At 38.8% G+C, this 13,206-nt stretch carries 13 protein-coding genes; 5 read left to right on the top strand and 8 right to left on the bottom strand.

All coding sequences use genetic code 11. The features are described 5' to 3' along the window. Nucleotides 1-152 precede the first annotated feature (152 nt). Nucleotides 153-1,190: an NAD-dependent epimerase/dehydratase family protein gene (locus AC59HZ_RS17240; RefSeq protein WP_496547016.1), complete on the top strand. Its 1,038-nt coding sequence runs from the start codon at nucleotides 153-155 to the stop codon at nucleotides 1,188-1,190. A gap of 113 nt (nucleotides 1,191-1,303) precedes the next feature. On the opposite strand, the gene abc-f is transcribed toward AC59HZ_RS17240, so the two are convergent. The 3 genes from abc-f to acnA form a co-directional block, all read right to left on the bottom strand. Further along, a complete protein-coding gene (gene abc-f / locus AC59HZ_RS17235; protein ID WP_496547015.1) occupies nucleotides 1,304-3,004 on the bottom strand; it encodes a ribosomal protection-like ABC-F family protein in 1,701 nt (566 codons plus the stop codon). A gap of 236 nt (nucleotides 3,005-3,240) precedes the next feature. Continuing rightward, nucleotides 3,241-3,432 (bottom strand): hypothetical protein, encoded by a 192-nt coding sequence (locus AC59HZ_RS17230; RefSeq protein WP_496547014.1) that lies wholly within the window; start codon nucleotides 3,430-3,432, stop codon nucleotides 3,241-3,243. A gap of 275 nt (nucleotides 3,433-3,707) precedes the next feature. Further along, nucleotides 3,708-6,413 (bottom strand): aconitate hydratase AcnA, encoded by a 2,706-nt coding sequence (acnA, locus tag AC59HZ_RS17225; protein ID WP_496547013.1) that lies wholly within the window; start codon nucleotides 6,411-6,413, stop codon nucleotides 3,708-3,710. Between the two features lie 330 nt (nucleotides 6,414-6,743). Between acnA and sspO the strand changes: the two genes are divergently transcribed. Beyond that, nucleotides 6,744-6,896 carry a small acid-soluble spore protein SspO gene (gene sspO, locus AC59HZ_RS17220; protein WP_496547012.1) on the top strand — a complete coding sequence of 51 codons (153 nt, stop codon included), beginning with the start codon at nucleotides 6,744-6,746 and terminating at the stop codon, nucleotides 6,894-6,896. Nucleotides 6,897-6,925: 29 nt separating this feature from the next. On the opposite strand, the gene AC59HZ_RS17215 is transcribed toward sspO, so the two are convergent. Next, nucleotides 6,926-7,198, bottom strand: a complete 273-nt coding sequence (locus tag AC59HZ_RS17215; protein WP_430068422.1) for a hypothetical protein — start codon at nucleotides 7,196-7,198, stop codon at nucleotides 6,926-6,928. A gap of 112 nt (nucleotides 7,199-7,310) precedes the next feature. Here AC59HZ_RS17215 and AC59HZ_RS17210 point away from each other — a divergent pair, with 112 nt between their 5' ends. Next, nucleotides 7,311-7,451, top strand: coding sequence for a small acid-soluble spore protein P (locus tag AC59HZ_RS17210; RefSeq protein WP_335443640.1), 141 nt, complete (start codon nucleotides 7,311-7,313; stop codon nucleotides 7,449-7,451). Between the two features lie 38 nt (nucleotides 7,452-7,489). Here the strand turns inward: AC59HZ_RS17210 and selA are convergent, their stop codons facing one another. Further along, nucleotides 7,490-8,896 carry an L-seryl-tRNA(Sec) selenium transferase gene (selA, locus tag AC59HZ_RS17205; RefSeq protein ID WP_496547011.1) on the bottom strand — a complete coding sequence of 469 codons (1,407 nt, stop codon included), beginning with the start codon at nucleotides 8,894-8,896 and terminating at the stop codon, nucleotides 7,490-7,492. 114 nt (nucleotides 8,897-9,010) lie between these two features. Between selA and AC59HZ_RS17200 the strand changes: the two genes are divergently transcribed. After that, entirely contained in the window at nucleotides 9,011-9,415 is a 405-nt protein-coding gene (locus tag AC59HZ_RS17200) for an Hsp20/alpha crystallin family protein (protein ID WP_496547010.1), read from the top strand. Nucleotides 9,416-9,499: 84 nt separating this feature from the next. On the opposite strand, the gene AC59HZ_RS17195 is transcribed toward AC59HZ_RS17200, so the two are convergent. Beyond that, entirely contained in the window at nucleotides 9,500-9,739 is a 240-nt protein-coding gene (locus tag AC59HZ_RS17195) for an Rdx family protein (protein WP_496547009.1), read from the bottom strand. A 130-nt stretch (nucleotides 9,740-9,869) separates the two neighbouring features. Between AC59HZ_RS17195 and selD the strand changes: the two genes are divergently transcribed. Continuing rightward, a complete protein-coding gene (gene selD / locus AC59HZ_RS17190) occupies nucleotides 9,870-10,922 on the top strand; it encodes a selenide, water dikinase SelD (protein ID WP_496547008.1) in 1,053 nt (350 codons plus the stop codon). Nucleotides 10,923-10,997: 75 nt separating this feature from the next. Here the strand turns inward: selD and AC59HZ_RS17185 are convergent, their stop codons facing one another. Continuing rightward, complete coding sequence (locus AC59HZ_RS17185; protein ID WP_496547007.1) at nucleotides 10,998-11,960, bottom strand: L-threonine 3-dehydrogenase; 963 nt, start codon at nucleotides 11,958-11,960, stop codon at nucleotides 10,998-11,000. A gap of 29 nt (nucleotides 11,961-11,989) precedes the next feature. Continuing rightward, nucleotides 11,990-13,180 carry a glycine C-acetyltransferase gene (locus AC59HZ_RS17180; protein ID WP_496547006.1) on the bottom strand — a complete coding sequence of 397 codons (1,191 nt, stop codon included), beginning with the start codon at nucleotides 13,178-13,180 and terminating at the stop codon, nucleotides 11,990-11,992. Between the last annotated feature and the right edge of the window lie 26 nt (nucleotides 13,181-13,206).

Below are 13,206 nucleotides of genomic sequence, written 5' to 3'. Positions count from 1 at the left end.
CTAAAGCTGAATTTTCTTACATACCATAGATATTGTAACAATATCTAGAGTAGATGCAATATTTTTAGTTTTTAGTTATGGCCGCATCGTATTTATTTCTTTTATTTTCTGAAAATTGGTAAAATAAATATACGTTGAGGAGGGATAATTTTATGAAAATTCTCATTTTAGGCGGAAGCCGCTTCTTAGGAAGGACGTTTGTCGAGAAGGCATTAGCTGAAAATCATGAATTAACCGTTTTTAACCGCGGAAATCAAAATGATGGATTAGAGGAAGTTGAAATAATAAAAGGAGATCGGTTTGGTGATTTAAAGGAATTAGAGAATCGCTATTGGGATGCTGTTCTGGATACGAGCGGTTTTATACCGTTTACAGTTCAAAATTCAACTCAAGTATTAAAGGACCGAGTGAATCAATATGCCTTTATCTCGAGTATATCCGTCTATAAGGACTGGATACCGGAAAATTTGGATGAAACATATCCTGTTTTAGAGATGAACCTTGAGGAAGCGAATGAACTTACAAAAGATGTGAAAGGCCCTGTTTATGAATATTATGGGCATTTTAAAGCGCTATGTGAACGAATAGCTGAAAAAAATTTGCCAGGACGTGTGTTAAACGTTCGGGCTGGACAGTTAATTGGCCCGAATGACTATACAGATCGCATTCCTTATTGGATACATAGAATTTCTAAGGGTGGGAAGGTATTGGCGCCTGGTAATCCGGAACGCAGAGTACAACTGATTGATAATAATGATCTTTCTAAGTGGATCTTATCAATGATGAAAAATCAAGAGGCAGGGACTTTTAATGCAACAGGGCCGGATTATTCCTTATCCATGAAGGAGTTTCTGGATGCCTGTATCAAAGTTACGGGCTCAAATGCTGAATTGGTTTGGGCAGATGAAAAATTTTTGGTGGATCAAGGGGTTGCGCCTTGGACGGAAATGCCGCTTTATGTTCCTGAGTATTATCCGATTTCGCCGGATGTAGAGCAGCCTTGGAAGGGAACGTTTTCAATAAATATTGAAAAGGCTGTTTCAAGCGGACTTACCTTCAGGCCTCTTGTTGAAAGTATTGCTGATATATATGCTTGGGAAAAGACACGCTCGATGTCAGCCGATGAGTGGAGATCTGGGATGCGGGAAGAAAAAGAGAAAGCTTTACTTGACTTAATTCATAATAAATGAGGAAATTTCGATTCGCCGATATATGTCCAGTTTTCGCCGATAAAACTAAAAATTCGCCGATATATTTAATCCAAGACTAAAAAGAGCAGGTCCGCCCTGCTCTTTTCAAGTTATTAGCCGATTATTTTTCTTTTTTGCTTTAATAGGTCCTTAAATTCCTGATCCAAAATTACATATTTCGGGTCTTTTTGATCAATATTCGATAATTCTCCTAAAATTGAGGCAATCCTATTTTCTATAATTAACAATGTCTCGTGATTATCATTATTTTTGTTATCTTTATTTAAATATTCCTCAGGTTTCATGTCGACGCGTTTAATCGTTTGTTCCTCAAACACAAGCAATCGATCACAAAGCTTATTTAAGAAATAATAATCATGGGAAACGGTAATAATGGTCCCGGTAAATTCGCTCAATGTTTTTTCAAGCTGCTCGCGGCTTGGTAAGTCCAAATGGTTGGTGGGTTCATCAAGAATGAGGACATCGTAATCCCGAACTAACATATCAACCAATTTGACTCTTGTTCTTTCACCAAGACTTAAAGTGTTAATGGGCTTTGTGATATGCTGCTCTTTCAACCCTAGATTAGCTAACAATGTACGGGCTTGAAGAATGCTTTCTCTATCCGTATATCCTAATGCTTCAAGCGCTGACTTATCAGACGGCAAATCATCCACATCTTGACTTAAATAAGCGATTTTAAGGGAGTCACTTGTCCATAGATTGCCGCCCGATGAAGCAATATGACCTAGAATCATTTTTATTAAGGTTGATTTCCCACAGCCATTTTCACCTAAAAGACCTATTCTTTCACCGTTAATAATATAAAAATGAGTATCTTGAAAAAGATTCCGCTCCTCGAATGTCATTGAAAGATTCTTCGCCTCAATAATTCGCTTTCCTCTTTTTCCGTCGCTTTCAAACTGAAATCTTACTTTTGCATCTTCAATTGGTTTCTCGATTTTATTCTTATCTAATTCATTTTGCAGCCGTTTCATTTTTGATTTTACTTGTGCATCCCGTTTCTTCGCCTTAACGCGATGATATTCCTTAGTGCCATAATCTCTGCCTTGTTTCGTAGAAGTACTATGCGCTTTATCTGACCATGATTTAAGCTTATCCATTTGCAGTTCGATATCTTCTACTTGCCTTTGCTGTACTTCATATTGGTGCAAATGGTCTTTAAACTTCTTTTGTTTTTGCTTTTGATACTCACTATAATTCCCATTGAAAAAATGAATTTTCTTATTTTCTAATTCAAATATCCTGGTAACAGTCTTATCCAAAAAATGGCGGTCGTGCGAGATAATAAGCACCGCCCCTGGAAATTTGTCTAATTCAGATATCAACCATTCAATTCCCTTATAATCCAGATGATTTGTAGGTTCATCTAATATTAAAAACCCTGGCTTTGAAGCCCAAATCATAGACAAGGCGAGCTTCAGCTTTTCACCGCCGCTTAAATGGGTTAAACGACTCTCTTCCCATTCATATGCTTTCTTAAGGCCAAGTTCACTTGCATGCTTATATAATTCAGTTTCCTTATTCATTGAAAGAGACTGTTGAAAATCACTAACTTCGTAATCAATGGACTGCGATAGGTACCCAATCTTTAAATCTTTTGAAGCTTCTATTTGGCCGCTATCAGGGGGAAGTTTTCCTGAAAGAATATTAGCCAGCGTTGTTTTGCCAGTGCCATTATACCCCACCAAGCCAATCCTATCCCCATTTTTTATGTCAAATTGAATATTTTCTAATATTTTCACTAAGTTAAAACTTTTATCTAATCCAGATACTTTTATTATTTGGTTCATAAAAAAACTCCCTTCAAATGAACCTGAAGAGAGTTTTATGTAAGATCGGTCGACAAATAAGCCAATAAAGGCCTTATAGACATCGTTATACGATCAGGACATAAAAAAGGACAGACTAATCCTATTCTTCAGGTTCAACATTTTTCGTTATTCGAAACATGCTCTGAAAAATAAGATTATAACTTCATCGGCCTAAATTCATTCCTTTTCGTTTGATAGTTCCATTTTATTTAAAATCAAATGAATTTGTCAATCAATTCTTTAAAATTAACATTTGAATAAGGAGTTTTATCCTCTATTTTCTGTTTTAAATCTTTTAATGTATAGGCTTGCCAATCCTCAAGATGCTGCAAATCCCACTTTTCCAAAAATAAAACATATAAAAAAATCTCTCTAATTTTCAAGAAGATAGGAATTTGTTCAAGCATTTCCCTGCTAATAGGATTTTCCTTCATTAACTGGGGGCAATATGTATCGCTACTAATTACCGTCGCCCTTGATTTTTGAAGCTAACGGGCATTAAGAGCCTCTCCTAATTACCGTGGCCGTTCATTTTTTGGTGTGTACGAGCATTAGGAGCCTCCTCTATTTACCGTAAAATACTTTTTTTATTCTATTTGGGCATTAGAGCATCAAGCTTACACCGATCAATATAGTATTTAAGAACAAAACACCATGCAAAAGCTGCATGGTGTTTTCATTTTTATGCTTGTAATTTTTCACGAAGTACCATTTGTAGAATGCCGCCGTGACGGTAGTAATCAATTTCCACTTCAGAGTCGAAACGAACTAGAACTTCGAATTCTTTTTTGTTGCCAGCTTCATCAGTAGATGTAACTTTTAAAAGATCACGAGGTTTTACATTTTCATCAACTTGGACTTCAAATGTTTCTTTACCTGTTAAACCAAGTGATTCAGCGCTGTCGCCATCCTTGAATTGAAGTGGCAGTACGCCCATTAACACTAGGTTTGAACGGTGGATACGTTCGAAGCTTTCAGCAAGAACGGTTTTAATGCCTAATAGGTTTGTACCTTTAGCAGCCCAGTCACGTGAAGAGCCCATTCCGTAATCTTTACCTGCAAGTACCATTAGACCAGTGCCTTCTTCTTTGTACTTCATGCAAGCATCATAGATAGATGTAACTTCGCCTGTTGGCCAGTAAGTAGTGAAGCCGCCTTCTGTGCCTGGAGCGATTTGGTTACGAATACGGATGTTTGCGAATGTACCGCGCATCATGACTTCGTGGTTACCACGACGAGAACCGTAAGAGTTAAAGTCACGAGGCTGAACACCTTTTTCTAATAGATACTTACCAGCTGGAGTATTCTTGCCGATTGCTCCTGCAGGTGAGATATGGTCAGTTGTAACAGAGTCACCAAACTTACCAACAACACGTAGGCCAGATAATGGCTCAACGGTGCCTGGTTCTGGTGATAAGCCTTCAAAGAATGGAGGGTTCGCAATGTAAGTTGAATCCTCATCCCAAGTATATAATGGCTCATTGCTTGTTTTGATTTCGTTCCAACGCTCGTTGTCTCCGAACACATTCTCATACTCTCTACGGAATAATTCAGGAGTAACAGTCTTCTTAACAACATCATTCACTTCAGCAGTTGTTGGCCAAATATCCTTGAAGAATACATCGTTGCCGTCTTTATCTTTACCAACTGGTTCAGATGCAAAGTCAATGTTCACAGTACCAGCAAGTGCATAAGTAACAACTAGCGGAGGTGAAGCAAGGTAGTTCGCTTTTACAAGCGGATGGATACGTCCTTCAAAGTTACGGTTACCTGAAAGAACAGATGTAACTAAAAGATCGTTTTCTGCGATTGTTTTTTCGATTTCGTCTTTTAAAGGACCGGAGTTACCGATACAAGTTGTACAGCCGTAACCAACAAGGTTGAAGCCGATTTGCTCTAGGTATGGAAGCAATCCGGAATCACGAAGGTATCCAGTTACAACCTTAGAACCTGGTGCTAAAGAAGTTTTAACAAACTTAGGAACTTCCATTCCAAGTTCAACTGCTTTTTTCGCAACAAGTCCAGCACCCACTAGAACATATGGGTTTGAAGTGTTTGTACAGCTAGTGATGGATGCAATAGCTACTGCACCAGTTTTAATTTCAGTTTGATCACCGTTGTTGAAATTAACAGTTGCTGATTTTTCAAGTTCATCAGCTTGTAAGCCGAAGCCTTGGTTGCCTTGTGGAGCAGAAACAGCTTTTACGAATTCTCCCTTCATTTTTGAAAGCGGGATCAAATCCTGTGGACGCTTAGGACCAGAAAGATTTGCTTCAATTTGAGTAAGGTCGATTTCGATTACATCTGTATAAACTGGCTCTTCAGATGGATTGAAGAATAAGCCATTTGCCTTGCAATATTGTTCAACAACATTAATACCTTCTTCGTCACGGCCTGTTAAGCGCATGTACTCAAGAGATTCACCGTCAATTGGGAAGAATCCACAAGTAGCACCATATTCAGGAGCCATGTTAGCGATTGTAGCACGGTCTGCTAATGGAAGCACAGATACTCCAGGGCCGAAGAATTCTACGAATTTACCTACAACACCATGGCTGCGTAGTACTTGAGTTACTTTAAGCGCAAGGTCTGTTGCTGTTGCACCGTTTGGAAGTTCACCTGTTAATTTAACACCTACAACTTCAGGTACTGGGAAGTATGAAGGCTGACCAAGCATTCCAGCTTCTGCTTCAATACCGCCAACGCCCCATCCAAGAACACCGATACCGTTGATCATTGTAGTATGGGAGTCAGTTCCAACTAATGTATCAGGATATGCTTCTAGTTCTCCGTCAACTTCTGCAACATGTACTACATCAGCCAAGTACTCAAGGTTTACTTGGTGAACGATACCAGTTGCTGGTGGAACCGCACGATAATTGTTGAAGGATTTTTGTGCCCAGCTTAAGAACTGATAACGCTCTGCGTTGCGTTCAAATTCAAAATCCATGTTGATTTTTAAAGAATCAGCTGATCCATAAGCATCAACCTGTACAGAGTGGTCAATAACAAGGTCTACCGTCTTTTCTGGATTAATCTTATCTGGGTCGCCGCCTAAGTCAGCCATTGCTTTTCTTAAAGAAGCAAGGTCAACTACTGCAGGAACTCCAGTAAAGTCTTGAAGGATAACACGAGCTGGTTTGAATGGAACATCCACTTCTTGAAGCTCATTTGTTCCCCATTTTGCTAGGTTTTCAACATGCTCTTTAGCAATAACACGTCCATCGTATTGACGAAGGACAGATTCAAGTAATACTTTTACGGAATAAGGCAATTTGGATACATTCCCAATGCCTGCTTCTTCCAATGCATTTAAACGGTAGTAGTGATAAGTTTTGCCGTTTGCTTCAAAGGAAGCGCGTGCGTTAAATACATCATTTTTCACCATGAGTAAAAAACCCCCTCGTTCGTCTTAAAAATACAAATTTCACGAAAAGTTGAAAAGTTTGAATTTTCCCATCCTGCTTCACTTTTCTCACAATTTTTATCTTAATACAACCTATTACATAAGTAAATTACAAGAAAGTTATTGCGGTTGATAAGTTTTTCTTATGCTTTTTTATGTAAGTTGTTATGAATATTTTGAAAAAGTTGTCAAAGCTACTGTAGTTTTTGCAATGGGAAAATATCTTCTTTCTTTATTATTATCTCAAAAAACTTTTTAATTGTCATTTTTTTAACTTGAAAGGAAATAGTAACATTATTAGGAGGTGATTAAGTGGTTAAACGAAAGTCTAATCATGTCATTCCAGGGATGAATGCAGCCAAGGGACAAGGAAAAGGTGCCGGTTACAATGAGGAATTGGCAAGTGAACGGGATCTATCTGCTATGGAAAGAATGAACAATAAAAAGCGCAAGAAAAATCAATAAAAGCAGGCGGACATCCCGCCTGCTTTTTCCTATTCTGTTTGATTAACTTCAGTTACCATGGACTGTAAGTCTTGCTGAAAACGTTCTAATTGAGCTCGTTGATGTTCAGAAGCAACTTCAAGTGCATTTTCAATTTGCTGATAGGCTTCGTTTACTTCGTCTTTTAAGTGCTTAAGCTGATGCCCATAGCTGGCACTATCGCTGACGATAGTCTCAAATAAACCTTGTGCATTTTCATAGCCTTGCTGAGCAGCTTGGAATGCTTGTTGCTTATCTTTATGATATGGGAATTTGTCTGCCATTTTATGATTCACTCCTTAAAATTGTATACCGTTAAAATGCACAGAACGAGAAAAAATATTCAGCATAAAAAGACTTAAGCTCTGCATCCTAACTGATAGGAGGGATGAAAAAATGGCCAACAAAAACGATGGAAAAGATATGCGTAAAAATGCTCCAAAACAATCCGGACAGCCAGAGCCTATGAGCGGTTCTCATAAAGTGAAGAATCGAAATCATACTCGCGCCAAACATAATTCACACCATGACATGTAATCGAATACCCCCCTCACCCATAATGAGGGGGGTATTGCTTAAATTTTTACCAAAGCTTCAATTAAACTTGCTTCTTCTTCAGCTGTAACGGTCCTTAAATCAATTAGAAAATCTTCCTTTTGTATTCTTCCTAAAATTGCAGGCTTCGTTTCGGTACGTAGTTTCCGTCCAAGCTGCTCGGCAGACATGGAATGATGTTTTAAGGCAATGACCATAGTTGGCAAAGCTACATCAGGCATGGTTCCTCCCCCTACCTGGCTTGTATCTTGAAAAATTTTTGTTTCATATTCATTACTTCTTTGTAATAAATTTGTAACAAAGCCGTGACATCTTACGTCTAATTCATTAAGTGTAACTAACAAATCACGAATTACAGGGATATTCTGAACCGCTTTGTCGCCGCGGGCATAATCGATTAACGTCCCTTCTAAGGCGGCAAGAGTCATCTTATCAACCCGAAGGACTCTAGCTAACTGATGTTTTTTCAACCGGTCTATAATTGCCTTTTTCCCAGCAATGATCCCAGCCTGAGGTCCGCCCAGCAGTTTGTCACCGCTAAAAGTCACAACGTCCGCTCCCATTTCAAGAACCTCTTTTACCACTGGTTCCTCGCCAATCCCATGTTTTTTAAAGTCGAATAGAGCACCACTGCCTAGATCTTCATAATAAATCACATGATCCAGCTTTTTGGTCAAAGACACTAATACCTCGGTTTCGACAGACTTTGTAAAGCCGACAACCTTGAAATTACTTGTATGTACCTTCATGACAATAGCGGTTTCAGGACCAATGGCTTTTTCATAATCGAAAAGATGAGTTTTATTGGTTGTTCCTACTTCTATAAGATTGGATCCGCTTTCTTCCATAATGGAAGAAATCCGGAATGAACCGCCAATTTCAACCAACTGTCCGCGTGAGACAATAACTTCTTTTTTCGCAGCACAAGCCTTTAAAACAAGATAAACCGCTGCAGCATTATTGTTGACCACCATGGCTGCTTCTGCGCCTGTAATATCTTTGATTAATGCTTCAACATGGCTATGACGAGAGCCTCGTTCACCTTCCATCAATTTATATTCAAGATTCGAGTAATTTCTGGCGGTATCCACCACATGTTGAATGGCACTTTCACTCAATCTTGCTCTTCCAAGGTTCGTATGTAATATCGTCCCTGTCGCATTTACGACTTTTTCGAGTGTAAAAGAAAAATGGGATCTTAATCTTTTTTCAAGCGAGTCAAAAACTTCATTAATAAATTCCAATGTACCAGGTTTTGCTTTTTGCCAATTTCCGTTTAATATCGAAAACCTAATTTCATCTATTACTTCTTTCATCTGTTTCGAAAGTTGAACAAAATCCAAACGGCTTTCCTCTAAGAGCGACAAAAACCGATGATGGTTCTGTAACTCATGTACAGGTGGGATCGAACGAAGCCATTCCTTCATGACCAAAACTCCTTCTCAATGGTTACTAGTTAGGTGAAATATTTATTTTATTATAACATTTTCACGTTTTTATGGCTGATGAATAATATGAAACGAGCAAGGAGGATATGTAAAATGAAAAAAAGGAATACTGCTCAAAAACGATCCATCGATTATGAACTAGTGGAAAAATGGATGAAAAACTACTTCTTGGATCCACTAACATCCTTATGTGATTTTACCCAATTTCGCATAGACTTATATGAAACAGATGACGATTGGATTGTTGAAGCGGTACTGGATGAATATGATAGCTCAGAAATAACCGTGAAAATGGAAGATCGAAGACTTGATATAACAGCGCAAAAACCAACCTCTTCTTTATCCGCAGCATCCTCACCAAGAGTACGTACCATCGATTTCCCCTTCTCCATTATTGATCATAAAGTAAGCGCCGCCTTTAAAAACGGCGTGTTAGAGATATTTATTTCAAAAACTGAAAAGGGACTTGGAAAAAATCGTTACATTACACTGCCTTAGAATCTTTTTTTTGCAGTAGTTTACATAATAATATTACTGCAAAATTAAATAACCCTCATAACCGTATTGGTTTGAGGGTTTTATTTATTTTGCTACTATAATTTCAATAATTTCATCTGTATCTGGAAAAATTCCCGTATCAAGTTTAGAATAGATCTTCTCCCCATTGACCGTCACTTCGAAAGCGCCACCTGAACTTGGGATGAGCTCCATCTTTTTTATATCACGAAAAAAATGGTTAAATAGTTCTTCCGCGAAACTCGCGGCTTTTGGTGCATAGTTTCATTGCATGCAAAATTCAACAATCACATGATAATTTTTCATATATGTACCCCCCTTAATTCTGTCTAATCTTTCTATAGTAGAAACATTTTATCTTACAGCTTATTCTACCGCAAATGTTTTGCTCCTATAAGCCATATTGTTATACTATTTAAGTGGAGGTGGACATGTTATGAGTGAAACTGAAAAAATTCGCCTGACTTCTTTATCAACAAAAGCTGGTTGAGGCTGCAAAATTGGTCCTGAGGACCTGGCGCAAGTTTTGCGTCAATTACCAAAACAAGACCCTGTCCCTGAATTGATTGTGGGACATGAAACAAGCGATGATGCCGGTGTATACCGTATAACAGACACAATTGCCTTAATTCAAACGGTCGATTACTTTACCCCGATTGTGGATGATCCTTATATGTTTGGACAAATTGCGGCGGCCAATTCCTTAAGCGATGTCTATGCAATGGGCGGTGAACCGAAAACAGTCCTAAACATTGTCGGATACCCAATCAAAAAACTTGGTGCTGATATGTTGGCGGAAATACTCCGCGGTGCTGCTGACAAGGTAAAGGAAGCCGGAGCGATTACCGTTGGCGGCCATTCGATCGATGACCAAGAACCGAAATTCGGACTTTCAGTAACAGGTATCGTCCATCCTGATAAGGTTTGGAAAAATGTCGGGGCAAAACCTGGGGATGTGCTCGTTTTAACAAAACCGATAGGGGTTGGCATCCTTACCACCGGAATTAAAAGAAGTACTGTAACTAAAGAGCAGGAACAAGCTGTAACAGAAACTATGGCCATGCTCAATAAAACTGCCGCCAAAGTTTTAACAGACTTTACCCCTCATGCCGTAACGGATGTTACAGGATTTGGATTACTAGGACATGGCAGCGAGATGGCTCGCGGCAGCAATGTCAGCTTCCAAATATCATGTTTACAAGTACCTGTTTTAGAAGGCGCTGTTGAACTTGCAAAGAATGGTATTGTGCCTGGGGGTTCAAAATCGAATCATAAATGGATAAATGATGATGTTGTTTATGAGGAGATTCTTCCTGAAGAGCAGCTAGTCCTTTGTGATGCCATTACTTCTGGTGGTCTTCTGGTTTCCTTAAGTGAATCAGATGCACATCAATATATAGAAGGACTCCATTCTAATGGGTTAGGACAAGCATCGATTATTGGAAGAGTAACAGAGAAAAAAGATAAACTAATTTATGTGAAAAGATAAACAGCGAAGGCGTCCTTCGCTGTTTTTTGTAATAGATAAGAAAGTATCGCTAGACGGGCGCTTGCGCTTTTCTCATTAACTAGGTATTTTCAATTGTAATTTTTGTTGCAGCTTTTCAAGCATATCCTTCGTCATTTTGTCTAAGTCGTAGTCGAATTTAAAGCCCCATTCTTCTTTTGCTGAAGTGGAATCAATGGAATTTGGCCAGCTATCGGCAATCTTTTGACGGGCAGGATCCACTTTATAGGCAATTTTAAATCCAGGAATGTACTTCCGAATACTTGCAGCAATTTCTTCAGGATCAAAGCTCATAGAACTAACATTAAATGAATTCCTATGAATTAATCTGGATGCGTCTGCTTCCATTAAATCGATAATCGCATTCAATGCATCTGGCATATACATCATATCCATGTAAGTGCCTTTATCGATGTATGATGTGTATTTACCATTTTTGACTGCTTCATAGTAAATTTCCACGGCATAATCTGTGGTTCCTCCGCCTGGTAGGGCAACGTATGAAATTAAGCCAGGAAAACGCAATCCACGTGTGTCGACCCCAAATTTATGGAAGTAGTAATCAGACAATAATTCGCCTGCTACTTTATTAACCCCATACATGGTGGTAGGGCGCATAATGGTATCCTGCGGTGTTTCATCCTTTGGTGTAGTTGGACCAAAAGCTCCGATTGAGCTTGGTGTGAAAAATTGTGCCTTTAACTCCCTAGCTGTTTCAAGGGCATTCATTAGCCCTCCCATATTCAAATTCCAAGCAAATACGGGTTTCTCTTCAGCTGTAGCAGATAGCAGTGCGGCTAAATGCATGACCGTATCAACTTTATATTTTTTGCCAATCTCAACCATGGATTTTAAATCGGTTACGTCTACGATCTCAAATGGACCGCTTTGGGCCGCTTCACTGTCATTCTTTTTAATATCTGTAGCAATTACATTGTCTGTTCCGTAAATATCTCTTAGCTTCATGGTTAATTCAGAGCCAATTTGCCCTAATGCACCAGTAATTAATATTCGCTTCATGATGAACCCCCACTTCAGTCAATTTAGTCTTAAATAATACCCATTTCTTTGCCGACTTTTTCATATATTGAAATAGCGTTATCCAGCATTTCTTTTGTATGGGCCGCAGTTGGCATATTGCGGACCCGTCCTGTACCTTGAGGTACCGTCGGGAAAACAATCGCTTTTGCATAAACGCCTTCTTCATTTAACCGCTTGCTAAATTGTTGAGTAAGTGATTCTTCTCCAATGATACACGGTGTAATTGGCGTTTCACTGTTGCCGATATTAAAACCTAATTCCTTTAAGCCTTTTTTCAGATAGTTGCCGTTTTCCCAAAGCTTTTGATTAAGCTCAGTGCTTTCCATTAAGATTTCAATTGACTTTTTACTTGCAGCCACATCTGCCGGGGTTAATGAGGTTGAAAATAGGAAAGGACGACTGCGAACCTTTAGCCAGTCAATCAGGTTTTTCTTCCCGGCAACATAACCGCCGACAACCCCTATTGCTTTTGAAAGTGTTCCAATTTGGAAATCAATCTTGTCAGACAAGCCAAAATGCTTGACTGTCCCTGCTCCTTCCCCAAGAACACCAGAACCATGGGCATCATCGACATATGTAATTAAATCAAATTCTTCCGCAATTTTTACTATTTCAGGTAATAAGGCAACATCGCCATCCATGGAAAATACGCCATCAGTAATAACCATGATTTTATTGTATTTGCCAGATTCTTTTGCTTCCATCGCTTTTACTCGTAAATCTTCCATGTCAGAGTGGTTGAAGCGGATTATTTTTGCCTTTGAAAGTCTGCAGCCGTCAATGATGGAGGCATGGTTCAATTCATCTGATAAAATCGCATCATTTTTATCCATTACGGCTGAAATGGCGGCCATATTACAATTAAATCCTGATTGATATGCAATCGCTGCTTCTGTATGTTTAAATTCAGCCAGCTTTTCCTCTAATTCAACATGAAGCTTGAGAGTTCCATTAATGGTCCGAACGGCTCCTGCACCGACACCATACTGCTCAATCGCAAGAGCGGCAGCTTTTTTCAAACGCTCGTCTGTTGCCAGGCCTAAATAATTATTAGAAGAAAGATTAACAAGTTCTTTACCGTTAATGGTAATCATTGGTCCGTTTGGACTTTCTAATGGGTCTATTACATTGTAAAGGCCTTTGCCTTTTAAATCTTCAAGATTTTCGTTTAAAAATTTCTCCAAAATGTTACTGGACATTTTCAATACCCCCTAATATTATCTGA

Source organism: Neobacillus sp. DZ-9, from assembly GCF_059587065.1.
This window is presented reverse-complemented; position numbering and strand designations above follow the sequence as displayed.